Source organism: Burkholderia sp. 22313 (assembly GCF_052045245.1).
Taxonomy (GTDB): domain Bacteria; phylum Pseudomonadota; class Gammaproteobacteria; order Burkholderiales; family Burkholderiaceae; genus Burkholderia.
In genome coordinates this window covers 52,160-76,734 of record NZ_JBQEON010000021.1, presented here as the reverse complement: position 1 = coordinate 76,734, position 24,575 = coordinate 52,160, and the positions used below count along the sequence as shown (strand labels likewise).

At 67.7% G+C, this 24,575-nt stretch carries 22 protein-coding genes; 8 read left to right on the top strand and 14 right to left on the bottom strand.

Annotated elements, in window-relative coordinates; translation table 11 throughout:
• Positions 1 to 216: 216 nt before the first annotated feature.
• Positions 217 to 1,074: a ferritin-like domain-containing protein gene (locus tag ACTJKF_RS18565; RefSeq protein WP_440624988.1), complete on the bottom strand. Its 858-nt coding sequence runs from the start codon at positions 1,072 to 1,074 to the stop codon at positions 217 to 219.
• Positions 1,075 to 1,218: 144 nt separating this feature from the next.
• Between ACTJKF_RS18565 and ACTJKF_RS18560 the strand changes: the two genes are divergently transcribed.
• The 3 genes from ACTJKF_RS18560 (at position 1,219) to ACTJKF_RS18550 (ending at position 3,215) form a co-directional block, all read left to right on the top strand.
• Positions 1,219 to 1,743 carry a gamma carbonic anhydrase family protein gene (locus tag ACTJKF_RS18560; protein WP_440624986.1) on the top strand — a complete coding sequence of 175 codons (525 nt, stop codon included), beginning with the start codon at positions 1,219 to 1,221 and terminating at the stop codon, positions 1,741 to 1,743.
• A gap of 25 nt (positions 1,744 to 1,768) precedes the next feature.
• Positions 1,769 to 2,719 (top strand): Hsp33 family molecular chaperone HslO, encoded by a 951-nt coding sequence (gene hslO / locus ACTJKF_RS18555; protein ID WP_440624985.1) that lies wholly within the window; start codon positions 1,769 to 1,771, stop codon positions 2,717 to 2,719.
• A 136-nt stretch (positions 2,720 to 2,855) separates the two neighbouring features.
• Positions 2,856 to 3,215: a hypothetical protein gene (locus tag ACTJKF_RS18550; protein WP_440624983.1), complete on the top strand. Its 360-nt coding sequence runs from the start codon at positions 2,856 to 2,858 to the stop codon at positions 3,213 to 3,215.
• 85 nt (positions 3,216 to 3,300) lie between these two features.
• On the opposite strand, the gene ftsB is transcribed toward ACTJKF_RS18550, so the two are convergent.
• The 9 genes from ftsB to ACTJKF_RS18505 all read right to left on the bottom strand — a co-directional run bounded on the left by ftsB (position 3,301) and on the right by ACTJKF_RS18505 (position 14,342).
• Entirely contained in the window at positions 3,301 to 3,726 is a 426-nt protein-coding gene (gene ftsB / locus ACTJKF_RS18545; RefSeq protein ID WP_440624981.1) for a cell division protein FtsB, read from the bottom strand.
• An 82-nt stretch (positions 3,727 to 3,808) separates the two neighbouring features.
• Positions 3,809 to 5,092 (bottom strand): phosphopyruvate hydratase, encoded by a 1,284-nt coding sequence (gene eno / locus ACTJKF_RS18540; protein WP_011352544.1) that lies wholly within the window; start codon positions 5,090 to 5,092, stop codon positions 3,809 to 3,811.
• A 106-nt stretch (positions 5,093 to 5,198) separates the two neighbouring features.
• Positions 5,199 to 6,053, bottom strand: coding sequence for a 3-deoxy-8-phosphooctulonate synthase (gene kdsA, locus ACTJKF_RS18535; RefSeq protein ID WP_440624979.1), 855 nt, complete (start codon positions 6,051 to 6,053; stop codon positions 5,199 to 5,201).
• Positions 6,050 to 7,708, bottom strand: a complete 1,659-nt coding sequence (locus ACTJKF_RS18530; protein ID WP_440624977.1) for a CTP synthase — start codon at positions 7,706 to 7,708, stop codon at positions 6,050 to 6,052. Before ACTJKF_RS18530 ends, kdsA begins: the two co-directional genes overlap by 4 nt.
• Positions 7,709 to 7,892: 184 nt before the next feature.
• The gene (locus ACTJKF_RS18525) at positions 7,893 to 8,738 is read right to left on the bottom strand and encodes an alpha/beta fold hydrolase (protein WP_440624976.1); all 846 of its coding nucleotides are present in this window, start codon (positions 8,736 to 8,738) and stop codon (positions 7,893 to 7,895) included.
• A gap of 180 nt (positions 8,739 to 8,918) precedes the next feature.
• On the bottom strand, positions 8,919 to 11,426 hold the full coding sequence (locus ACTJKF_RS18520; RefSeq protein ID WP_440624975.1) for a DNA internalization-related competence protein ComEC/Rec2: 2,508 nt from the start codon (positions 11,424 to 11,426) through the stop codon (positions 8,919 to 8,921).
• 57 nt (positions 11,427 to 11,483) lie between these two features.
• Entirely contained in the window at positions 11,484 to 12,272 is a 789-nt protein-coding gene (locus tag ACTJKF_RS18515) for a TatD family hydrolase (RefSeq protein WP_440624974.1), read from the bottom strand.
• 65 nt (positions 12,273 to 12,337) lie between these two features.
• On the bottom strand, positions 12,338 to 13,096 hold the full coding sequence (gene lolD / locus ACTJKF_RS18510; RefSeq protein WP_440624973.1) for a lipoprotein-releasing ABC transporter ATP-binding protein LolD: 759 nt from the start codon (positions 13,094 to 13,096) through the stop codon (positions 12,338 to 12,340).
• On the bottom strand, positions 13,089 to 14,342 hold the full coding sequence (locus ACTJKF_RS18505; protein WP_440624971.1) for a lipoprotein-releasing ABC transporter permease subunit: 1,254 nt from the start codon (positions 14,340 to 14,342) through the stop codon (positions 13,089 to 13,091). Before ACTJKF_RS18505 ends, lolD begins: the two co-directional genes overlap by 8 nt.
• A gap of 173 nt (positions 14,343 to 14,515) precedes the next feature.
• Here ACTJKF_RS18505 and ACTJKF_RS18500 point away from each other — a divergent pair, with 173 nt between their 5' ends.
• From ACTJKF_RS18500 to ACTJKF_RS18480, 5 genes are all read left to right on the top strand, one after another.
• The gene (locus tag ACTJKF_RS18500; RefSeq protein ID WP_440624969.1) at positions 14,516 to 15,592 is read left to right on the top strand and encodes a regulator; all 1,077 of its coding nucleotides are present in this window, start codon (positions 14,516 to 14,518) and stop codon (positions 15,590 to 15,592) included.
• A 10-nt stretch (positions 15,593 to 15,602) separates the two neighbouring features.
• Entirely contained in the window at positions 15,603 to 17,300 is a 1,698-nt protein-coding gene (recJ, locus tag ACTJKF_RS18495) for a single-stranded-DNA-specific exonuclease RecJ (protein WP_440624967.1), read from the top strand.
• A gap of 153 nt (positions 17,301 to 17,453) precedes the next feature.
• Positions 17,454 to 18,558 (top strand): peptide chain release factor 2 gene (gene prfB, locus ACTJKF_RS18490; protein WP_440624965.1). Its coding sequence is split into 2 segments (ribosomal slippage): positions 17,454 to 17,534 and positions 17,536 to 18,558, totalling 1,104 coding nucleotides; the frame shifts between segments, so codons are not numbered across the junction.
• A 70-nt stretch (positions 18,559 to 18,628) separates the two neighbouring features.
• Positions 18,629 to 20,155, top strand: coding sequence for a lysine--tRNA ligase (lysS, locus tag ACTJKF_RS18485; protein ID WP_440624963.1), 1,527 nt, complete (start codon positions 18,629 to 18,631; stop codon positions 20,153 to 20,155).
• Positions 20,156 to 20,504: 349 nt separating this feature from the next.
• A complete protein-coding gene (locus tag ACTJKF_RS18480; RefSeq protein ID WP_440624961.1) occupies positions 20,505 to 21,248 on the top strand; it encodes a glycine zipper 2TM domain-containing protein in 744 nt (247 codons plus the stop codon).
• Positions 21,249 to 21,399: 151 nt separating this feature from the next.
• Here ACTJKF_RS18480 and iscX read toward each other — a convergent pair whose 3' ends face one another.
• From iscX to hscB, 4 genes are all read right to left on the bottom strand, one after another.
• Positions 21,400 to 21,609 carry a Fe-S cluster assembly protein IscX gene (gene iscX, locus ACTJKF_RS18475; RefSeq protein WP_440624959.1) on the bottom strand — a complete coding sequence of 70 codons (210 nt, stop codon included), beginning with the start codon at positions 21,607 to 21,609 and terminating at the stop codon, positions 21,400 to 21,402.
• A 77-nt stretch (positions 21,610 to 21,686) separates the two neighbouring features.
• Positions 21,687 to 22,028, bottom strand: a complete 342-nt coding sequence (fdx, locus tag ACTJKF_RS18470) for an ISC system 2Fe-2S type ferredoxin (protein ID WP_440624958.1) — start codon at positions 22,026 to 22,028, stop codon at positions 21,687 to 21,689.
• A gap of 88 nt (positions 22,029 to 22,116) precedes the next feature.
• Positions 22,117 to 23,985 carry a Fe-S protein assembly chaperone HscA gene (gene hscA / locus ACTJKF_RS18465; RefSeq protein ID WP_440624957.1) on the bottom strand — a complete coding sequence of 623 codons (1,869 nt, stop codon included), beginning with the start codon at positions 23,983 to 23,985 and terminating at the stop codon, positions 22,117 to 22,119.
• 54 nt (positions 23,986 to 24,039) lie between these two features.
• Positions 24,040 to 24,567, bottom strand: coding sequence for a Fe-S protein assembly co-chaperone HscB (hscB, locus tag ACTJKF_RS18460; protein ID WP_440624955.1), 528 nt, complete (start codon positions 24,565 to 24,567; stop codon positions 24,040 to 24,042).
• Between the last annotated feature and the right edge of the window lie 8 nt (positions 24,568 to 24,575).

Genomic DNA, 24,575 nt, shown 5'->3' with positions numbered 1-24,575 from the left:
AAAAAGAATGGTCGTTCGATTATAGCGATGACGCCTCCGTTCCGGCGGCCGGCAGTCGAGGCGGCTTTCTAGCGACGGGAACCGAGGGCGCGCGGAACCGGCCTGGCCGATGCCGGCGGATTGCCGCAGGCCGGCCGCAGGGTCGGCCGATCCGGGCGCCGGCTGCGCCCCGCAGCCGGCCACGCAGCCGGCCACGCAGCCGCGCCAACCGCCGCCCTAACCCGCCGGCTTGCCGTCCGCCGCATCCTGCGCGGCAAGCTCGTCCAGCTCCGCCTGCTCGAATCCCGCCGTGCGGCGTGCATCGAAATTGAACGGCCCGCGCAGCCGCGGCGCGTGGTACCGCTCGGCGAGTTCGCGATAAGTCGGCACCGGATCGCGATTCGCCTCGTCGCACAGATGCCGGAACCAGCGATTCCCGATCGCGACGTGACCGATCTCGTCGCGCAGGATCACGTCGAGGATTGCCGCGGACGCATCGTCGCCCGCCTGCACGAGTCGCGCGCGAATGGGCGGCGATGCGTCGAGCCCGCGCGCCTCGAGCGTGCGCGGCACGAGCGCCATCCGCGCGAGCGCGTCGGCCCTGGTCCGCTCGCACATGTCCCACAACCCGTTGTGCGCGGGGAAATCGCCGTACGCATGCCCGAACCCGGCGAGCCGGTCGGACAGCAGCGTGAAGTGATAGGCCTCCTCGGCCGCGACCTTCAGCCAGTCCGCATAGAAAGCGTCCGGCAAACCGGCAAAGCGCCACACGGCGTCGAGTGCGAGGTTGATCGCATTGAATTCGATATGCGCGAGCGCGTGCAGCAGCACCGCGCGCCCGGCGGGCGAACGCATGCTGCGGCGCTCGAGCCGACGCGGCTCGACGAGCGGCGGGCGCGCGGGACGGCCGGGCAGGTCGGCCGGTTCGTCCAGCGCGAGCGCCGGCGCGATCGCGGCCTGTCCGGCCAGCAGTGCGCCGTACAGCGCGCGGACCCGCGCGGCTTTCGCGGCCGGCTCGGCCATCCGCAGCGCGTCGAGCGCGGCGCGGCGCACGCAGATCGGTGCGGCGGGGATAGAAGAAGACTCCATGCTCATCGAACGGGGGCACCGCCCGCGCGCATCGCGGGAGCGCATGCACGCGACGGTTTACAATATGCGTTTGTGCCGCGACGCCATGCGTGCGACACGCCAGACGCGCCATTCTACCGGCGCCCATCATCGAAGAGACCAGGAGACTCCGTGACGATCTACAAACTGGGCGAGACGGCCCCGACGATCCACGAAAGCGTATTCGTCGCCGATACGGCGGCCATCATCGGCAAGGTCGTGCTCGAGGAAAACGCGAGCGTGTGGTTCGGCGCGACGATTCGCGGCGACAACGAGACGATCACGGTCGGCACCGGCAGCAATGTCCAGGAAGGCGCGGTCCTGCATACGGACCCGGGCTTTCCTCTGACGATAGCCGAAAACGTGACGATCGGGCACCAGGCGATGCTGCACGGCTGCACGATCGGCGAAGGTTCGCTGCTCGGGATTCAGGCGGTGGTCTTGAATGGAGCGGTGATTGGCCGCAACTGTCTGGTGGGTGCCGGCGCGGTCGTGACGGAAGGCAAGACGTTCCCGGACAATTCGCTGATTCTCGGCGCGCCGGCGAAAGTCGTACGCGAGCTGTCGGCGGACGACATCGCACGGCTGCGCGCAAATGCGAAGACGTACGTCGAGCGGCGTGCGCATTTCAAGGAGCAACTCGTGCGGATCGGGTGATTCGCGCGGATTTCAAGGAAGAAGAGTGAGCGACCAGTTACAGAAATTCATGTTCAATTCGGCACCCGTGCGCGGCGAGATCGTGTCGCTGCGCAACACGTGGCAAGAGGTGCTTTCCCGCCGTGACTACCCTGCCCCGGTGCGCACGGTGCTCGGCGAGATGATGGCCGCGTGCGCGCTGCTGTCCGCGAACCTGAAATTTCACGGCACCCTGATCATGCAGATCTTCGGCGACGGGCCGGTCCAGATGCTGGTCGTCCAGTGCAATTCGGATCTGTCGATGCGCGCGACGGCCAAGTTTGCCGGCGACGCGGCACAGACGATCGGCGACGACACGCCGTTCGCGGCGCTCGTCAACGCGAGCGGCCACGGCCGTTGCGTGATCACGCTCGATCCGGCCGAGAAGCTGCCGGGCCAGCAACCGTACCAGGGCATCGTGCCGCTGAATGGCGTCGACGGCCCGCTCGAGTCGGTGTCGCAGGTGCTCGAGCACTACATGCACCACTCGGAGCAGCTCGACACGCGTCTGTGGCTCGCGGCCGATCAGGACCGCGCGGTCGGCATGCTGCTGCAGAAGCTGCCGGGCGACGGCGGCATCGTGCCGCGCAACGTCGAGACCGACGTCGATACCTGGGAACGCGTGTGCACGCTCGGCGGCACGCTGTCCGCGAAGGAACTGCTCGAAGTCGAACCGGAAGTCGTGTTCCGCCGCCTCTTCTGGCAGGAAAACGTGCAGCACTTCGACCCGGCCGGTACGCGCTTTCAGTGCACGTGCTCGCGCGAGAAGGTCGGCGCGATGCTGCGCATGCTCGGCCGCGAGGAAGTCGACAGCGTGATCGTCGAGCGCGGTCACGTCGAGATTCACTGCGAGTTCTGCAACCAGCGCTACGAGTTCGATCCCGTCGATGTCGCGCAGCTGTTCGCCGCGCCGGAACTCGCGACCGGCATCACGCCCGCGACCGACCAGCGTCACTGAGCCGCGCGCTCGTGCCCGCGACGCGGGCGCGGGCGCATAATGTGACGCACGAGCGTCGCACGCACGGCCCGGGCGCCGCAGGCCCGGCCTTCGGCGCAAGCCGCTTTCCGCTGTCGGCGCGCTGCTGGAGAAACACATGAATCGCCTGTTCCGCCCCCTCCTCCTCACCAGCGTCGCCGCCGGCACGCTGGCCCTCGCCGGCTGCGCGGCGCCGCCGCCTTCGTCGACGATCCTGAGCCGCCTGCCCGAACCCGGCGCATCGGGCGGCCAGCCGCACACGCTGTCGGGCGCGGAGCGCAAACGCTATGACGAGATCGACCGCCAGGTGCTGCGCGATCAGAACGATGCGATGGCGGCCGAGGCGGCCGCACGCGCGTGGTCGTATTACGCGCCACCGCCGGTGACGGTCTACGGCGGCTATTACGGCGGCGGTTGGGGTAACCGGTGGGGAACCGGCATCGGATATGGCTATGGCTACCCGGGCTGGTGGTGGTAATGCTTCCCTGGGTCGATTGATGCCTGACAGGAAATAAAAAAGCGCGGCATTTCCCGCGCTTTTTCAATGGTTCGGACTACCGTGCTCAGTGATGCGCGGCCTTGCCCTTCTCGCCGCCGTGATGCCGCGACGGCCTCGCGATCGACTGCGGATTCGGCACGACACGCACGGGTGCGGCAGACACCGCACCACGGGTCGACGTGCTCGACGGCGTGTTGTTCAGCGGCCCGGCCGGTGCATTCGGCGACACGAACTGCACGAATACCTCGCCGTCCTTCACCATGCCCATCTCGTAGCGCGCACGCTCCTCGATGGCCGCGGTGCCGCTTTGCAGATCCTGCGCTTCGCCAGCGATCCGCTCGTTGCGCAGCTTTTCGTCCGCATTCTTCTGCAGCTGATCGTCGAGCTGCTGACGCAATTCGTGCACCCGCAGCCAGCCGCCGTGTCCCCACCATAGGGGGTACTGAATGAGCGCCAGCAGGGCAATCAGGACGACAGTGACAAGCCGCATGTAAGAACCGCAGATATAAGAAGCGCCGCTCCGCGCGACATGCACAGAGCGGCGTCGAGATGACGAACCCGATAGTAGCGCGTTAGCGCAGGTTATAGAAAGCCGATTTACCCGGGTAGCTTGCGATGTCGCCGAGATCTTCCTCGATGCGCAGCAGCTGGTTGTACTTCGAGATGCGGTCGCTGCGCGACAGCGAACCCGTCTTGATCTGACCGGCGTTCAGGCCGACCGCGATGTCCGCGATCGTCGAATCTTCCGTCTCGCCCGAACGGTGCGAAATCACGGCCGTGTAGCCCGCGCGCTTCGCCATCTCGATTGCCGCGAACGTTTCGGTCAGCGTACCGATCTGGTTGATCTTGATGAGGATCGAGTTCGCGATGCCCTTCTCGATGCCTTCCTTCAGGATGCGCGTGTTCGTGACGAACAGGTCGTCGCCGACGAGCTGCACCTTCTTGCCGAGGCGATCGGTCAGCAGCTTCCAGCCTTCCCAGTCGCTTTCGTGCATGCCGTCCTCGATCGACACGATCGGGAACTTGTCGGCGAGCGTCGCGAGGTAGTCGGTGAATTCGGCCGACGACAGTTGCAGGCCTTCGCCCGCGAGCTGGTACTTGCCGTCGTGGTAGAACTCGGACGCCGCGCAGTCGAGCGCGAGCAGCACGTCTTCGCCCGCACGGTAGCCGGCCTTCTCGATCGCCTGCAGGATCGTCGACAGGCACTCGTCGTTGCTGCCGAAGTTCGGTGCGAAACCGCCTTCGTCGCCGACTGCCGTGCTCATGCCGCGATCGCTCAGGATCTTCTTCAGTGCGTGGAACACTTCCGCGCCGCAACGCAGGGCTTCACGGAACGTCGGCTGGCTCACCGGGACGATCATGAATTCCTGGATGTCGAGGCTGTTGTTCGCGTGCGCGCCGCCGTTGACGATGTTCATCATCGGAACCGGCAGCTGCATCGCGCCCGAGCCGCCGAAGTAGCGGTACAGCGGCAGGCCGGCTTCTTCGGCGGCTGCCTTCGCGACGGCCATCGACACGGCCAGCATCGCGTTCGCGCCGAGGCGCGACTTGTTGTCGGTGCCGTCCAGCTCGAGCAGCGTCTTGTCGAGGAACGCCTGTTCCGACGCGTCGAGGCCCATGATGGCTTCGGAGATTTCGGTGTTGATATGCTCGACTGCCTTCAGCACGCCCTTGCCGTTGTAGCGGCCGGCTTCGCCGTCGCGCAGTTCGATCGCTTCACGCGAGCCGGTGGACGCGCCCGACGGCACCGCCGCGCGGCCCATCGTGCCCGATTCGAGCAGCACGTCGCATTCGACGGTGGGGTTGCCGCGCGAATCCAGAATCTCGCGGCCGATGATATCTACGATTGCACTCATGGGTTTCCTCTGAGAATGACGATGGATTCTTCAAACTGCGACGGCACGCGCGCCGAAACCGCTTTCGCTACTGACGCGCGAAACCGTCGCAAGGTTCATTCGATCTTTAGTTGAAATCGTTTTCCAGGAACGGATTGCGCTTCACCGCCTGGTCGAGCGTGACGAGGGTCTCCAGCAGCGCGCCCATCCGGTTCAGCGGCACCGCATTCGGGCCGTCCGACTTCGCTTCGGCCGGATTCGGATGCGTTTCCATGAACAGGCCCGCAACGCCCGTCGCGACCGCGGCACGCGCGAGCACCGGCACGAATTCGCGCTGGCCGCCCGAGCTCGTGCCCTGCCCGCCCGGCAGCTGCACCGAGTGGGTCGCGTCGAACACGACCGGCGCGCTCGTCTCGCGCATGATCGCGAGCGAACGCATGTCGGACACGAGGTTGTTATAGCCGAACGAGACACCGCGCTCACACGCCATGAAGCGGTCGTCCGACAGACCGGCTTCACGTGCCGCATCGCGCGCCTTGTCGATCACGTTCTTCATGTCGTGCGGCGCGAGGAACTGGCCCTTCTTGATATTGACGGGCTTGCCCGAACGCGCGCATGCCTGGATGAAGTCGGTCTGGCGGCACAGGAATGCGGGCGTCTGCAGCACGTCGACGACCGACGCGACCTGCTCGATCTCCTCGATCGAATGCACGTCGGTCAGCACCGGCAGGCCGAGCTGACGCTTCACTTCGCCGAGGATCCGCAGCCCCTCGTCCATTCCGAGGCCGCGAAACGACTTGCCCGAGCTCCGGTTCGCCTTGTCATACGACGACTTGTAGATGAACGGGACGTTCAGCTTCTCGCAGATCTCCTTCAGGCGGCCGGCCGTGTCGATCGTCATTTGCTCCGATTCGACGACGCAGGTACCCGCGATCAGGAAGAAAGGCTGGTCGAGACCGACCTCGAAATCGCACAGCTTCATGCTTGCACTCCGCGCGCTTGCTTGTTGGCGAGCGCGGCTTCGACGAAGGCCTTGAACAGCGGGTGACCGTCACGCGGCGTCGACGTGAATTCCGGGTGGAACTGGACACCGACGAACCACGGGTGCATCGAACGCGGCAGTTCCATCATTTCCGGCAGATCCTCGCTCGGGGTACGGGCGCTGATGATAAGGCCGCCGGCTTCGAGCTGGGGCACGAAGCGGTTATTGACTTCATAACGGTGGCGATGACGCTCGTTCACATCCTTGCCATAGATCTCTTCGGCCATCGTGCCCGGCTTGATCGGGCAGCGTTGCGAACCAAGGCGCATCGTGCCGCCGAGATCGGATTCCTCGGTGCGCGTCTCGACCTTGCCTTCGCGGTCGTACCACTCGGTGATCAGCGCGACCACGCGTTCCGGCGTGTCCTCGTCGAACTCCGTGCTGTTCGCCTGCTTCAGGCCGACGACGTCGCGCGCGAATTCGATCACCGCGAGCTGCATGCCGAGGCAGATGCCGAGATACGGCACCTTCGACTCGCGCGCGTAGCGAACCGCGGCGATCTTGCCTTCCGTGCCACGACGGCCGAAACCGCCCGGCACCAGTACGGCGTCGAGATGCTTCAGGCTGTCGACACCGTTCGCCTCGAGTTCTTCCGAGTCGATGTACTCGATGTTGACCTTGGTCGACGTGTGGATCGACGCATGACGCAGCGCTTCGATCAGCGACTTGTACGACTCGGTCAGATCGACATACTTGCCGACCATGCCGATCGTGACTTCGTGCTTCGGATGTTCCAGCTTCTCGACGAGCGCCGACCACATGCTCAGGTCGGCGTCCTTCGGCGACAGCTTCAGTTCCTCGCAGATGATCCGGTCGAGGCCCTGGTCGTGCAGCATCTGCGGAATCTTGTAGATGCTGTCGGCGTCCCACACCGAGATCACGGCGTCTTCCGGCACGTTCGAGAACATCGAGATCTTCTTCGATTCGTCGTCCGGGATGCGGCGATCCGCACGGCACAGCAGCACGTGCGGCAGGATGCCGATCTCGCGCAGCTTCTGCACGCTGTGCTGGGTCGGCTTCGTCTTCAGTTCGCCGGCCGTCGCGACGTACGGCACGAGTGTCAGGTGCACGAAGCACGCGCTGTTGCGGCCGAGGCGCAGGCTCATCTGGCGTGCGGCCTCGAGGAACGGCAGCGACTCGATGTCGCCGACCGTGCCGCCGATCTCGACGATCGCGACGTCCGGCTCGCCGCAGGTGGCCGATGCCGCCCCGCGCTCGATGAAGGCCTGGATTTCGTTCGTGATGTGCGGAATCACCTGCACAGTCTTGCCGAGATAGTCGCCGCGGCGCTCCTTGCGGATCACCGATTCGTAGATCTGGCCGGTCGTGAAGTTGTTGGCCTTGCGCATCTTCGTGCTGATGAAGCGCTCATAGTGGCCGAGGTCGAGGTCGGTCTCCGCTCCGTCTTCCGTCACGAACACTTCGCCGTGCTGGAACGGGCTCATCGTGCCCGGGTCGACGTTGATGTAGGGATCGAGTTTGAGGAGGGTGACTTTCAGACCGCGCGATTCGAGGATCGCGGCGAGGGAGGCGGCGGCAATACCCTTGCCGAGGGAAGAAACTACGCCGCCGGTGACGAAAACATATTTGGTCATCGCTGGATGCTCGCGGGAAAAACGGATTATACCGTAAAGCCCGCCCTTCTCTCAGCATTAGGCGCGATGATCGCGCCCTTTCGCGCTGTGCCACACTAGCGGTGCGCACCCCGGGGCGAACCGGCCTACCGGCCGGTGCAACCGCCCACGCCGGACGCGGTGCATCGGGCCACCGGGCGCTACGTCACGCGCGTTTCGCGTGCGCCGCGCCGTCGCGCGGCACGCCGCCCTCTGCCGCTTTCAGCGAATTCAGCATCCGCTGCAATGCGCGGGCCGTCTCGATCGGCCGCTCCATCGGGAACAGGTGGCTGCCCTCGAGCCATTCGATGCGCCCGCGCGCCGCGCGCCGCGTCGCATCGAGCCCGACCTGCCGCACTTCGCGCGAACGCGTGCCGGCGAGAAAACCGAGCGGCACCGGCGCGCCGTGCGCGAGCCGCGGCCCGAGCGTGTGCGGCAAGGTCCGGTAGATCAGGTATTCGACCTGCCGGTCGAATGCGAGCGCGCGTTCGCCGTCGGCGCCCGCCTGCGGAATGCCGTGGTCGATGTAGTCGGACAGCATGCGTTCGTCCCAGCGAGCGAACGCCGGTTTCTCGTGGAAGTGCCGCCAGGCTTCGTCGCGGCTCGTCCAGTGCGTGCGCCGATTGCGTGTCGCGGCCGCCGGCGACAGCCGCTCGTCGAGCCCGGCCCACTGGCTGACACGCAATGCGCCGGCGCGCCATCCCGCGATGATCGGCGAGTCGATCATCACCACGCCGCGCACCCAATGCGGCTTTTTCAGCGCGGCCATCAGCGACAGGTAGCCGCCGAGCGAATGGCCGACGAGCCAGACCGGGCGTTCGTAGCGGCTGCCGATGTCGTCGAGCAGTTGCTCGACGAGATGCGGCCAGTCGCGTGTCACCGGGTAGCGGTGATCGTGACCGATGCGCTCGATGTAGCGCAGTTCGTAGTCGTCTGCCAGCTCGGCGAAGATCGTCCGGTACGTCGAGGCCGGAAAGCCGTTCGCATGCGAGAAGTGGAGGATGTCCTTCAAACGCCGATGTCTCCTTTGTCGGTAGGCGTTAGTGCTTTAGCACTTACTCCTACCCCATGCTTCGCGGTCGGTAGGCGTTGGTGCTTCAGCGCTTACGCCTAATTCATGCTACGCGGTCGGCCGGAGTTGGCGCTTCAGCGCTTGCTCCGGTCCCGTTCTTGATGCCCGCCATCGCGCCGATCACCGGTCCATCCAGTACCGTCGCTGCGCATCGCGATAACGCTCGAATACAAAACCGCCACCCGCCGGCGCGACGTCGAACCGCACGGCCCCGTCGCGATCGGTGCGCGGCAACGGAATCCCGCGCGCTGCATAGCGCGCGAGGACCGTCCGGTGCGGATGCCCGAAGCGATTGCGATAGCCTACAGGAAATACCGCGACGCGCGGTCCGACCGAATCGAGGAAAGGCTCAAGCGACGACGTGCGGCTGCCGTGGTGCGGAACGACGAGTATCTGCGCGGCCAGCGCGTCGCGCGCATCGGCCACCAGCCGGCGCTCGGCGCCGGCCTCGATGTCGCCCGTCAGCAGGGCCGACGTGCCGCCCGCGTCGATACGCAGCACACACGACTGTCCATTCGACGACCCCGTGCCCACCCCGCCCCGCGGCCATAGCATCGTGAAGACGACACCGTCCCAGGTCCACCGCTGCCCGGCCGCGCAAGGCAGCCGATCGGCCACGCCGGCCGCCTGCGCATCACGCCAAAGCCGATGTCCCGGTGCAATGCCGGCGAGCAGCTGGCGAACCTCGATGGCCTCGTGGACGGCCGCCGCGCCTCCCGCATGATCGGCATCCGCATGGCTGAGAACGAGCGAGTCGATGGTCCGGATCCCGCGCGCGCGCAATGCCGGCACGACGATGCGCGCGCCCGCATGGCTCGACTCCGCACCGGGCCCGGCGTCGAACAGCAAGGACCGGCGCGCGGTCTCGACCAGCACCGACGCGCCCTGCCCGACGTCGAACACGGTCAGCCGGAAACCGCCCGGCGGCGGCGCATCGGGCGCCGGCGCGACCAGCGGCAGCCAGGTTATCGGCGCCGCCCAGCGCAGCGGCCAGCCGCGTGGCATCAATACCCACGCGACACCCACGCACGCAAGCGCCAGCACCGGCCAGTCGGGCATGCGCAGCCAGAACACGCCTGCCGGCCAGTCGGCGAGGTGCCGCAGCAGCGTCATCATCGGTTCGAGCATCGCATGCGCGAGCCGGAACGCATACGCGTCCAACGGCGCGGGCAACCCGATACCAGCGAGCACGACGGGCGTCACGACAGAACTGACCCATGGAATCGCGAACGCATTGCCGAACGGGCCCGATACCGAGATCTGCGCGAACCATGCGGCCGTCAGCGGCGCGAGACCGAGCGTCACCGCGTACTGCACGCGTGTGGCCTGCGCGATACGGCGCCCGGCACGCATGCACCATGCGCGCGGCCGGCGCCAGCGGTCGACCGTGGCGGTGCCATCCGCCGCACTGGGGTTGCCGCCGTCACCGTCGGCGCCGTCGAATTCACGTACCGCGCGCCAACCCGCCACGGCCATCAGGATCACGGCGACCGCGCCGAACGACAGCCAGAATCCCGCCGACAGCACGGCCCACGGATCGGCGAGCAGCACGCCGCCGAGCGCCGCGCACAGCACTGCGGACGTCGGCACGCTGCGGCCGGCCAGATAGGCGGCCGCGCCGGCCGCGATCATCCACCACGCGCGCTGCGCCGGCACGTTGAAGCCGGCGAGCGCCGCATAGCCGGCGGCCGCCGTCAGCGCCGCCAGGGAAGCCGCGTAAGGTGCCGGCATCACGAGCGCCGCGGCACGTCCCCGCCAGCGCAGACGCCGCCAGGCCATCGACACGATCCCGCCGGCGAGCGCGCCGACGAGCCCGACATGCAGGCCCGAAATCGCAACCAGGTGGCTCGTGCCCGTGTTGCGCAGCACGCGCCAGTCGTCGTCGCCGATGCCGGATTGATCGCCAACCGCAAGCGCGATCACGATGCCGCGATAGCGCGCGTCATGGCCGAGCGCGTCGCCGATACGCCTACGCAACGCGTCGCGTGACCGGTCGATCGACGCCCGCCATCCCGACGCGTGCGCGTCGAGCAGCTCGGCCCGTTCGGGTGCGACGACATAGCCGATCGCACGAATGCCCGCGGCGAGCCATGCCGCTTCGCTGTCGCGCACGCCCGGATTCGCCTCGGCATGCGGCCGCTTCAGGCGTACGGCGAGACGCCAGCGCTGTGCGGCGCGCAGTTCGGGCATCGCGCCGCGTGCCGCGGGCGCGCCGTACGTGCGCCACGACAGCCGGATCACGGGAGGAAAACGGGCCAGCCCCGCATCGTTCGATTCAACCGCGAACAGCAGTCGCGCACCGGTATCGTCGACCACCGGCAACCCGCTGATCACCCCCGTAACGACGATGTCGCGCCCTTCCCGATCGACGGGCAGGCTGTCACGCAGCCGCCATTCGGCGCGCGCCGCCGCATAACCGAACCCGATCGCACAGGCAGCGCATGCGCACAGCATCCATCGCAGCGCGACGATCGCTCGCGTTCGCCGGCGACGCGCACACCATGCGAGCAGCGCGCCGCATCCGGCCAGCACGACCGCTCCGCTTGCCCAACCGCCCGCGCCCGGCAACGCCGCCTGCCGCTGCAGCACGACGACGCCGAGCGCGAACGCGATCCACCCCACGCGCATCGCGCCTCCTCGTCGACCTGGCGCCGTCGTGGTCGAGACGGCGCCTTCCGCCAACGATTATGCGGACGAAAGTGCGAGGCGCGGCAGCGCGGCGAGCGCGTTAGCCGTTGTGGATAGGGACAGCGAATGCGTGTCGATCCCGCGCAGTTCGGCGAGCACGGCACCGATGCGCGGCACCTGGTCGGGCGCGTTGCGGGACTTGTACGCCCACTCGGGCGCGATGTCGGGCGCGTCCGTCTCGACGACGATCGCGTCGAGCGGCAATTGCTCGGCGAGCCGGCGAATCTGCCGCGCGCGTTCGAACGTCACGTTGCCGCCGAACCCAAGATGCAGCCCCTGCGCGAGATACGCGTCGGCCTGCTGGAAACTGCCGTTGAACGCATGCGCGATGCCGCACCGCACGCCGAAGCGGCGCAGCCCGGCGAGCACGCGGTCCTGCGACTTGCGCACGTGGCACAGCACCGGCAGGTCGAACTCGCGCGCGAGCTTGAGCTGCCCCTGGTAGAAAAATTGCTGCCGGTCTTCGTCGAGCCCCGGCACGAAGTAGTCGAGGCCGATCTCGCCGATCGCGACAAAGCGCGGATCGTCGAGGCTCGCCTCGATCTCCATGCGCAGCCGGTCGAGATCATCGTCGCGCGCGTGCGGCGTAAACATCGGATGGATGCCGAGCGCATAGACCGCGCCCGGCGTGCGCTGCGCGAGTTCGCGCACCGTCGTGAAGTTGTCGCGCCCGACGCTCGGGATCACGATGCGCGACACGCCGGCCGCGCGCGCCGCTTGCGCGACCGCGTCGCGGTCGGCGTCGAATTCGGCGGCATCGAGATGGCAATGCGTATCGATCCACATGTCGGCTTTCCTGCGCGCTCGCCGCCGTGCCGGGTGTCACCCGGCGGCGCGGCGAAGGCGTTCGTTCACACCGGCAGCGCCGGCTCCTCGTGCAGCACGCCGTCGCGCAGGCGCATGATGCGGTCGCAGCGCGCGGCGAGTTCGGGATCGTGCGTGACGATCACGAAACTCGTTTCGAGCGTCTCGGACAATTCGAGCATCAGGTTGAAGACCGTGTCGGCCGTCGTGCCGTCGAGGTTGCCGGTCGGCTCGTCGGCGAGCACGCAGGCCGGCTTCGTCACCAGCGCACGCGCGATCGCGACGCGCTGCCGCTCGCCGCCCGACAGCTCGCCCGGCCGATGCTTCGCACGCGGACCGAGACCGACCCGTTCGAGCATCGCCTGTGCCTGCTCGCGCGCGGCCTCGGTCGTCATCCGGCGGATGCGCAGCGGCATCGCGACGTTGTCGAGCGCGGTGAATTCCGGCAGCAGGTGATGGAACTGGTAGACGAACCCGAGCGCGCGGTTGCGCAATTCGTTTCGCTCGCGCTCGGCGAGCTGCGTAAACGGCTTGCCGAGCAGCGACACTTCGCCCGCGCTCGGCTCGTCGAGGCCGCCGAGCACGTGCAGCAGCGTGCTCTTGCCGGAACCCGACGCGCCGACGACCGCGAGTTTCTCGCCGCGCCGCACCGTCAGCTCGGTATTGTTGAGCACCTGCACGTTGAAGCCGCCCTGCACGAATGCCTTCGTGATCCCGCGCGCCTGAAGCACGTATTCCTGCATACCTGCCGAATCCTGTCTGATGGGTTGTCGTGAATCCGCGAATGCGGTCGCGCGGTCATTCATAGCGCAGCGCCTCCGCCGGCTTCACCTTCGCACCGCGCCAGCTCGGATAGAGCGTCGCGACGGCCGACAGCACGAACGCGATCAGGCCGATCTTGATCACGTCGCCCGCGACGAGCTCGGACGGCAGCTCGCTGATGAAGTACACCGACGGCGGCAGGAACTGCACGCCGAACAGATGCTCGATCATCGGGATCAGCCACGGGATGCTCCACGCGATCAGGCAGCCGAGCGCAACGCCCGTCGCGGTGCCGACGAAGCCGATCGTCACGCCCTGCACGACGAAGATCTTCATGATCGAGCCCGGCTGCGCGCCGAGCGTGCGCAGGATCGCGATGTCGGCCTGCTTGTTGGTCACCGTCATCACGAGCGACGACACGAGGTTGAACGCGGCGACCGCGATGATCAACGTGAGGATGATGAACATCATCCGCTTCTCGATCTGCACGGCCGAGAACCAGGTCTTGTTCTGCTGGGTCCAGTCGCGGATGTACAGGCTGCCCGACAGCGTATGCGACAGTTCGACCGCGACCTGCGGCGCCTTCTGCATGTCGGTGAGCCGCAACCGCACGCCGGTCGGCGCGGACATCCGGAACAGCGCCTCCGCGTCGCGGATGTTGATCATCGCGAGCGTGCTGTCGTATTCGTAGTGGCCCGATTCGAACACGCCGACGACGGTGAACTGCTTGAGCCGCGGCATCATCCCGGCCGGCGTGATCGAGCCTTCGGGCGCGACGAGCGTGACCTTGTCGCCGACCGTCACGCCGAGGTTGCCGGCGAGCGCGTCGCCGAGCACGATGCCGAACTGGCCGGGCACGAGCGCGGCGAGCTGGCCCGCCTTCATGTCCTTGCCGATGTCCGACACCTGCGGTTCGAGCGACGGTTCGACGCCGCGCAGCATCACGCCGCTCACCGCGTCCTGGCGCGTGAGCAGCGCCTGCGCGTCGACGTACGGCGCCGCGCCGATCACCTGCGAATTGCGGCGCGCTTCCTGCGCGGTCAGTTGCCAGTCGGGCATCGAGCCGGTCGGCGAGAACACCTCGACGTGCGCGAGCACCGACAGCATGCGGTCGCGCACTTCCTTCTGGAAGCCGTTCATCACGGACAGCACGACGATCAGCGCGGCGACGCCAAGCGCGATCCCGAGCATCGACACGAGCGCGATGAAGGAAATGAAGCCGTTGCCGGTCGTGCGTTTGCCGGCGCGCGTGTAGCGCCAGCCGATCTGCCATTCGTACGGAAGTTTCAAGCGAATCCTTTCTGCTGGTTACGGCGGGGATGGCGGCCCGCGGACGGCACGCCGGCCGGCGGCGGCCGGCCGCCCGGACGCGGTCGAAAAAAGCGGGCGCCGGACGTGATCGGGCCCAATCCGGCCCGCCCGGACCATGAACCGGCCCGATCACGCGCGCAGTTTGCCATACAATGCGCACCATCATGCACGACCGACGCCTCCATTTTCTCGTTCCGTTCGCGCTGCCGTCGGCGGCCGATGCGACCTCGTCCCTGCACACGCTGGACAGCCCCGCGCTCGAAAAGTTGCTCGCCCGCGCAAGCCTGGTCGAGCGCGTGGCCGGCGAGGACTTCCAGCGCACGCTGCCGCACGAGCGCTGGCTGGCCCGCCAGTTCGGCGCGACCCAGGGCAATGCCGCCGACGAGGCGCCGCTCGCCCCCTACATGCTGCTGGCCGACGGCGGCGACCCGGGCACGCAGGCCTGGGCGTGCGTCGAGCCCGTCCACGTCGAAATCGCGCACGATCACCTCGTGCTGGTCGACCCGGCGAGCCTCGCGCTCGACGGCGGCGACGCCGCCGCGCTGCTCGCGGTCGCACGCCCGCTGATCGAGGAGCTCGGCGTGCGGCTCGAAGCCCCCCAGCCGACGCGCTGGTACCTGTCCAGCGAGCAGCTCGCCCGCCTCGCCGGCGCGGCGCCGCTGCGCGCCAGCGGCCGCAACATCGAGATCTGGCTGCCGCACGAGGCACACACCGGCGAACGCTCGCGGATGTGGATGAAGCTGCAGAACGAAGTGCAGATGGCGTGGTTCCAGCATCCGGTCAACGAAGCGCGCGAAGCGCGCGGGTTGCCGGCCGTCAATTCGATCTGGTTCCATGCGCAAGGCACGCTGAAGCCGGTCGGCAAGCCGTTCGAGCGCGTGCTGTCCGCGTCGCCCGCGGCGCTCGGCCTCGCGCGCGCCGCGCGGGCCGACGCGGGCGCGGCGCCGGCCGCCTTCGGCGCGCTGCCGGCCGCCGCCGGCGCGACGCTCGTCGAGCTGCCGTCGCTGTCCGCCCCGTTCGTCGAACAGGACTGGGCACGCTGGCACGACGCACTCGCCGCGCTCGAGCGCGACTGGTTCGCGCCGTCGCTCGCCGCGCTGCAGAACGGCGAGCTGACCGGTGTCGACGTCACGCTGTGCGGCGACACCAGCTCCGTGACGCTGCACGCGACGCGCGGCGACCTGCGCAAGTTCTGGCGCCGCCGTGCGCTGGCGTCCCTGTTCGAATAACCCGACCTGTATGACCCGGATCGTTACCCGCCCCGTCGCGCCCGCCGACGCCGAAGCGCTCGCGCGCCACGGCCTGCACCCCGTCCTCGCCCGCCTGTACGCATCGCGCGGCGTGCAGTCCCCGGCCGACATCGAGACCGCGCTCGCGCGCCTCGTACCGCCCACCGAACTGAAAGGCTGCGCGGACGCCGCGGCGCTGCTCGCCGACGCCATCGCCGACAAGCGGCGCCTGCTGGTCGTCGCCGACTACGACTGCGACGGCGCGACCGCCTGCGCGGTCGCGGTACGCGGCCTGCGGATGTTCGGCGCACAGATCGACTACCTGGTGCCGAACCGCTTCGAATACGGCTACGGCCTGACGCCCGAAATCGTCGAACTCGCGGCCGCACGCAAGCCCGACCTGTTGATCACCGTCGACAACGGGATCGCGAGCGTCGCGGGCGTCGAAGCCGCGAATGCGCGCGGCATCGACGTGCTCGTGACCGACCACCACCTGCCCGGCGACGCGCTGCCCGCCGCACGCGCGATCGTCAACCCGAACCAGCCCGGCTGCGCGTTTCCGAGCAAGCACATCGCCGGCGTCGGCGTGATGTTCTACGTGCTGCTCGCGCTGCGCGCCGAGCTGCGCCGCCGCGGCGCGTTCGCGAGCAAGGAAGCCGAACCGCGTCTCGACGGGCTGCTCGACCTGGTCGCGCTCGGCACCGTCGCCGACGTCGTCCGGCTCGACGGCAACAACCGCGTGCTCGTCGCGCAGGGGCTGCAGCGCATCCGCAACGGCCGCATGCAGCCGGGCATCGCCGCGCTGTTCCGCGCCGCGGCCCGCGAGGCGCGCACCGCGTCGGGCTTCGACCTCGGCTTCGGCCTCGGCCCGCGCCTGAACGCCGCCGGGCGGCTCTCCGACATGTCGCTCGGGATCGAATGCCTGATCACCGACGACATCGGCCGCGCGTGGGACCTCGCGCAGCAGCTCGACGTGATGAACCGCGAACGCCGCGAGATCGAGGCCGGCATGCAGCAGCAGGCGCTCGCCGATCTCGCCGACGTCGATCCGGCCGACGCGTGCACGATCACGCTGTTCAATCCCGAATGGCACCAGGGCGTGATCGGCATCGTCGCCGGGCGGCTCAAGGAGAAATTCCACCGCCCGTCGTTCACGTTCGCGCATGCGGACGAAGCCGGCACGCGGGTCAAGGGCTCGGGCCGGTCGATTCCCGGCTTCCACCTGCGCGACGCCCTCGACCTCGTGTCGAAGCGCGAACCCGACCTGATCGTCGCGTTCGGCGGCCACGCGATGGCGGCCGGCCTCACGCTCGACGCCGACAACGTGCCGCGCTTCGCTGCCGCGTTCGAGGCCGTCGCGCGCGAATGGCTGTCCGACGACGCGCTCGCGCGCGTGATCGAGACCGACGGCGAACTCGAGGAAGCGTATTTCACGCCGCAGTTCGTCGGGCTGCTCGACGAAGCCGTCTGGGGCCAGGGCTTTCCGGCCCCGCTTTTCTCCGGGGAATTCGACGTCGTGTCGCAGTCGCTCGTGAAGGAAAAGCACCTGAAGCTGCAGCTGGCTCGCGGCCGCCAGCGCTTCAACGCGATCTGGTTCAACCACACCGAGCCGCTGCCGGCGAGCGCGCTGATCGCGTACCGCCTCGTGGCCGACACGTGGAACGGCATGACGCGCGTCCAGCTGATCGTCGAACACGCGGCCGGCTGAACGCCGGTCACGCGGCCCGCGGCGCTCGCGGGCCGCAGGCGCGCCGCGCCGGACGAGGCTCCGGCGCGCATGCAAGCACACTCCGCGTCACCGGGATACCCCGCCGATCGGCTATAATTCCGCTTTTTTACGAAGCAAGAATAGCGAACGATCATGGAAGCGGAACGTCTCAACGCGATCGAAAGCTCCCTGCTCGACCTGCGCAACCGCGCGGGCGAGCTTCGGGGGTATCTTTGACTACGACGCCAAAGCTGCGCGTCTGACCGAAGTCAACAAGGAACTCGAAGACCCGAACGTCTGGAACGACTCGAAGAACGCCCAGGCGCTCGGTCGCGAGAAGAAGCTGCTCGAAGGCGTCGTCACGACGCTCACCGCGCTCGATAGCGACCTGCGCGACGCGCTCGACCTGTTCGAGCTGGCCCGCGAAGAAGGCGACGAAGACACCCTCGTCGCGTCGGAAGACGACGCCGCGAAGCTCGAGGCGCGCGTCGGCGACATCGAGTTCCGCCGGATGTTCTCGAACCCGGCCGACCCGAACAACTGCTTCATCGACATCCAGGCCGGCGCCGGCGGCACCGAGGCATGCGACTGGGCATCGATGCTGCTGCGCCAGTACCTGCGCTACTGCGAGCGCAAGGGCTTCAAGGCCGAGGTGCTCGAAGAGTCCGACGGCGACGTCGCCGGCATCAAGAACGCGACGGTCAAGGTCACGGGCGAATACGCATACGGCTTCCTGCGCACCGAAACGGGCATTCACCGCCTCGTGCGCAAGTCGCCGTTCGACTCGTCGGGCGGCCGCCACACGTCGTTCTCGTCGGTGTTCGTGTATCCGGAAATCGACGACTCGATCGAAGTCGAGATCAACCCGGCCGACCTGCGCATCGACACGTACCGCGCATCGGGCGCGGGCGGCCAGCACATCAACAAGACCGACTCCGCGGTGCGGATCACGCACATGCCGACCGGCATCGTCGTGCAGTGCCAGAACGACCGCTCGCAGCACCGCAACCGCGCCGAAGCGATGGCGATGCTGAAGTCGCGCCTGTACGAAGTCGAAATGCGCAAGCGCCAGGCCGAACAGGACAAGCTCGAATCGAGCAAGACCGATGTGGGCTGGGGCCACCAGATCCGTTCTTACGTGCTCGACCAGAGCCGCGTGAAGGACCTGCGCACGAACGTCGAAATGAGCAACACGAGAGCCGTCCTCGACGGCGATCTCGACGACTTCATCAGCGCGAGCCTCAAACAGGGCGTGTAAGCGCCGCGGCGCGGCCCCTCCGGTCGCGCCGCCCTTCCCGTTTGCCGCACCACTCCGAATTCCGACCATCATGACCGAACCGACCCAAACGCAGCCCGCCGTCGCGGCGGACGAAAACCAGATCATCGCCGAGCGCCGCGAGAAGCTGCGCGCATTGCGCGAGCAAGGCATCGCCTATCCGAACGATTTCCGGCCGACGCACCACGCCGCCGATCTCCAGGTGAAATTCGCCGACTCGGACAAGGCCGCGCTCGAAGCGAACCAGGTCGAGGTGTCGGTCGCCGGCCGCATGATGCTCAAGCGCGTGATGGGCAAGGCGAGCTTCGCGACCGTGCAGGACGGTTCGGGCCAGATCCAGTTCTTCGTGACGCCGAACGACGTCGGCGCGGAAACCTACGACGCATTCAAGAAGTGGGACTTGGGCGACATCGTCGCCGCGCGCGGCGTGCTGTTCCGCACCAACAAGGGCGAGCTGTCGGTCCAGTGCAAGGAGCTGCGCCTGCTGTCGAAGGCGCTGCGCCCGCTGCCGGACAAGTTCCACGGCCTCGCCGACCAGGAAATGCGCTATCGCCAGCGCTACGTCGACCTGATCGTCACGCCGGAAACGCGCGACACGTTCCGCGCACGCACCAAGACCATCGCGTCGATCCGCAAGTTCATGGACAACGCCGAGTTCATGGAAGTCGAAACGCCGATGCTGCACCCGATCCCGGGCGGCGCCGCGGCCAAGCCGTTCGTCACGCATCACAACGCGCTCGACATGCAGATGTTCCTGCGCATCGCGCCGGAGCTGTACCTGAAGCGCCTGATCGTCGGCGGTTTCGAGCGCGTGTTCGAGATCAATCGCAACTTCCGAAACGAAGGCGTGTCGCCGCGCCACAACCCGGAATTCACGATGATGGAGTTCTACGCCGCGTACACCGACTACCGCTGGCTGATGGACTTCACCGAGCAGCTGATCCGCCAGGCGGCGATCGATGCGCTCGGCACCGCGACGATCCAGTACCAGGGCCGTGAGCTCGATCTCGCGAAGCCGTTCCACCGCCTGACGATCACGCAGGCGATCCAGAAGTTCGCGCCGCAGTACACCGACGGCCAGCTGTCGGACGACGCATTCCTGCGTAGCGAACTGAAGCGCCTCGGCGTCGACGTGTCGCAGCCGGCCTTCCTGAATGCCGGTATCGGCGCGCTGCAGCTCGCGCTGTTCGAGGAAACCGCCGAATCGCAACTGTGGGAGCCGACCTACATCATCGACTACCCGGTCGAGGTGTCGCCGCTCGCACGCGCATCGGACACGGTGCCGGGCATCACCGAGCGTTTCGAGCTGTTCATGACGGGCCGCGAGATCGCGAACGGATTCTCGGAGCTGAACGATCCGGAAGACCAGGCCGCGCGCTTCAAGAAACAGGTCGAGCAGAAGGATGCGGGCGACGAGGAAGCGATGTTCTTTGACGCCGACTACATACGCGCGCTCGAACACGGGATGCCGCCGACCGGCGGTTGCGGGATCGGCATCGACCGTCTCGTGATGCTGCTGACCGACAGCCCGACGATCCGCGATGTGCTGCTGTTCCCGCACCTGCGCCGCGAAGACTGACGCCCCCTGCCCTGCGTGTGCGCCGCGCTCTGCGGCGCGCCCGCGGCGGCTTTGTAACCGCGCGTAAATCCCGCCTGCCGGCGTTCGCCGGTTTTCGATCTTTCCCCCTTTAAATTCCGCGCCGCGCCGGCCCTCCCCGGGTTTTCCAGGTATCGGTCACCCATTCTCCGCTGCAATTCGTTACACCTTGATACGGCGCGCCCCTCGCCCGTGGACGACACTCCTGTTGCGTCACCACGCATGACCACGGGACCAGAACGCGGCGCCGGAACGCCAAGTCTGATCGCTCCCGAAGCGTGGGATCCGGCCAGCGCCAACGCGCGAAGCCGGATCGACAACGGAGAAAAAAATGGACAACCAGAATCAGACCACGCCGCAAAAGCAACGCCTCCACCCGCTCATCGCGACCGCGGCAGGCGCCGTCATCGTCGCCAGTCTCGCCGCCACCGCCGCGATCACGGGCATCTTCCCGAAGGCCAGCAGCAACAACGCGCAGAACGGCCAGACCCAGGCCGCGCTGATCGCGTCGCAGCCGGCCGTGGATACGGCCGCAGCCGCCAGCGCCGCGCTAGCCGCGCAGGCGCAGCAGCAGGCAGCCGAACAGGCTGCACAGCAGAAGCTGGCGGCCGAAAAGGCGGCTGCCGTACAAGCCGAACCGAAGCCCGCACCGCGCCCGGCGGCCACGCACCACCGTCATGCGCCGGCGCCGCAACCGCCGCAGTACGCACAACAATCGTCCGCACCCGCGCAGCCGGCCTATTGCCAGAACTGCGGCACGATCGTCGCGATCACGCAGACGCGTACGCCGGGCCAGAGCTCGGGGATCGGCGCGGTCGGCGGTGCAGCGGCCGGCGGCCTGCTCGGCAATCAGTTCGGCCACGGCAACGGCCGCACCGCGATGACGATCATCGGTGCGCTCGGCGGCGGCCTGGCCGGCAATCAGGTCGAGAAGCAGGTGCGCGCGGAAACCGATTACGAAGTACAAGTCCAGATGGAAAGCGGCGCGACGCGCACGTTCACGTACCACAACGCCCCGCCGTTCGGCCAGGGCCAGCGCGTGCGGATCGAGAACGGCACGCTGGTCGGCGCGTAACCGCGGCCGTCACGCCTGACGCCAGGCCGGGGGCGTCCATCGACGGGCGGCTCCGGCAATCGCCGCAAACGAAAAAGGCTCGTGAAGCAATCACGAGCCTTTTCTTTTTTGCGGGAGCCGCATGACGCGAGCGCGGGCGCCGGCGCGAATCTCAGTCTTCGTCGTCGAAGTCGGATTCGTCGATCCAGTGGGCCTGGATCGCTTCGAGGATCTTCTCGCCCGAGTGGCTCGGGTCGTCCGAGAAGCCGTCGAGCTCAATCACCCATTGGCGCAGGTCGACGAAATTGATCCGCTGCGGATCGACGTCCGGATGCTTGTCTGCCAGCGCGATGGCGATGTCGCGCGAATCGGTCCATTTCATGGCCTGCTCTCCCGTGTATGCGACGAGTCCGCCGGGCACGGCACACACGGTTGCGCGCCGCCCGCCCCGCCGGTCCGTCAGTGATTTTCCTTCGCGTGGTTGATCGAGTACTTCGGGATCTCGACCACCAGGTCCGAATCTTCCTTCACGATCGCCTGGCACGACAGGCGCGACGTCGGCTCGAGGCCCCACGCCTTGTCGAGCAGGTCGTCCTCATCCTCGTCGGACGCCTCGAGCGCGTTGAAGCCCTCGCGGATCACCACGTGGCAGGTCGTGCATGCGCACGACTTCTCGCATGCGTGCTCGATCTCGATCCCGTGGTCGAGCAGGTTGTCGCAAATACTCTTGCCAGGCGTCGCGTCGATCACTGCGCCGTCCGGGCACAGTTCGACGTGAGGCAGCACCACCAGTTGAGGCATGTCCGTTCCGTCAGTCAGGGTGCGGCGGCTGGCGCCGCACGGTTCAATATCGCGCGGACCGTCGCCGGTCCGCGTGCACGTCGTTGGTTCAGATCTCGTCGAGCCGTCGGCCCGACAGTGCGCGCTTGATGCTCTTGTCCATCCGGCGCGCCGCGAATTCGTCGGTGCCGTCGGCGAGCGTCTTGGTCGCTGCTTCGATCGCGTGCGCATCGTCGCCCTGCGCGATCGTGCGCAGTGCCGCGACGAGCGCGTCGACCTGCGTGCGTTCGGCGTCGTCGAGCAATTCGCCGTCGGACGCCAGCGCCGCCTGCGTCGCCTCGATCATCCGTTCGGCCTCGACCTGCGCCTCGCGCAGCGCGCGTGCGCGCATGTCGATCTCGGCGGTCTTGAAGCTGTCCTCGAGCATCTTCGCGATGTCGTCGTCGGCGAGGCCGTACGACGGCTTCACGACGACCGACGCCTCGACGCCCGAATGCTGCTCGCGCGCGAACACCGACAGCAGCCCATCCGCATCGACCTGATAGGTCACGCGGATGCGCGCCGCGCCGGCCGTCATCGGCGGAATGCCGCGCAACTCGAAGCGCGCGAGCGACCGGCAGTCGGCGACGAGCTCGCGCTCGCCCTGCACCACGTGGATCGCCATCGCGGTCTGGCCGTCCTTGAAGGTCGTGAATTCCTGCGCACGCGCGATCGGAATCGTCGAATTGCGCGGAATGATCTTCTCGACCAGGCCGCCCATCGTCTCGACGCCGAGCGACAGCGGGATCACGTCGAGCAGCAGCCAGTCGTCGCCGCTGCCGCGATTGCCGGCAAGCAGGTCGGCCTGGATCGCCGCGCCGAGCGCGACGACCTGGTCCGGATCGAGATTGACGAGCGGCGGCTGGCCGAAATGCTTCGCGACGGCTTCGCGGATCACCGGCATGCGCGTCGCACCGCCGACGAGCACGACACCCTTGATGTCGGCCGCACTCACCTGCGCATCGCGCAGGGCCTTGCGGGTCGGCGTCAGCGTACGCTGCACGAGCGGTTCGACGAGCGAGGCGAACGTGTCGTGCGAGACCGTCTGCTCGAGGCGCGCGCCGTTCGACAGCGTCACGTCGAGCGACGCCTGCGGCGCGGACGACAGCGCTTCCTTCAGCACGCGCACGCGATCGAGCAGCAGGCGCACGTCCTCGGGCGCGAGCGCCTTCGCGTCGATGCCAGCCTGCGCGAGCACATGGCCGAACAGCGCATGGTCGAAATCGTCGCCGCCGAGTGCGGAATCGCCGCCCGCGGCCAGCACTTCGAACACGCCCTTCGTCAGCTTCAGGATCGACAGGTCGAACGTGCCGCCGCCGAGGTCATACACCGCGTAGAGGCCTTCGGCCCCGTTGTCGAGGCCGTAGGCAATTGCTGCCGCGGTCGGCTCGTTCAGCAGGCGCAGCACGTTGAGGCCCGCGAGGCGTGCGGCGTCCTTCGTCGCCTGGCGCTGCGCGTCGTCGAAATACGCGGGCACGGTGATCACCGCGCCGACCAGTTCGTCGCCGAGCGTGTCTTCCGCGCGGTAACGCAGCGTCGCGAGAATCTCGGCCGACACTTCGACCGGGCTCTTCACGCCGTCGATCGTGCGAATCTGCACCATGCCCGGCGCATCGACGAATTCGTACGGCGCGTTCGCCGCGCCTTCGACCTCGGCCTTGCCGCGGCCCATGAAGCGCTTGACCGACACGATCGTGTTGCGCGGATCGGTTGCGGCCTGTTCCTTCGCTTCGTGGCCGATGCGACGGCCGCCCTTCTCCAGATAACGGACCACCGACGGCAGCAGCGCGCGGCCCGTTTCGTCCGGCAACACTTCGGGCACGCTGTTGCGCACCGCCGCGACGAGCGAGTTCGTCGTGCCGAGATCGATCCCGACAGCGAGTCGCCGCTGGTGCGGCGCCGGCGCCATGCCCGGTTCGGAAATTTGCAGTAATGCCATCTTGGTTCGTTCGGGCGCTCGGCCCGTTTGCTGCGCGTGCCGCGAGGCACGCGGTTAAGTTTCGAGGCGCTCGATCTGCACGCCCACTTCCGACGCGACCCGTTCGATGAACATCAGCTGGCGCACGGCCTCGGCGGCGGCCTGGTCGGCCGCGCTGTCGAGCAGCGTGCCGAGACGCTCGAGGCGCACGCGCTTTTCGTCGCGCAACTCGGCGAGCAGTGCATCAAGCGCGTCGACATTGCGGGCGGCCGCGGCATCCTCGATGCCTTCGCGCCATTCCATCTGCTGCATCAGGAACGCGGGCTCCATCGCGGTGTTGTTTTCAGCACCGATGTCGACGCCGCGCAGCGACAGCAGATAGGTCGCGCGCTTCAGCGGATCGCGCAGCGTGCGGTACGCCTCGTTCGCGCGGGTCGCCCATTGCATCGCGATGCGCTTCTGCGCATCGCCGGCCGCCGCGAAGCGGTCGGGGTGCACCTGCGTCTGCACCGTGCGATACGCGCTGTCGAGTACCGCCTCGTCGAGCGCGAATTGCGCCGGCAGGTGAAACAGATCGAAGTGGCTGTCTTTCAGCGAGACCATCGTCGCGT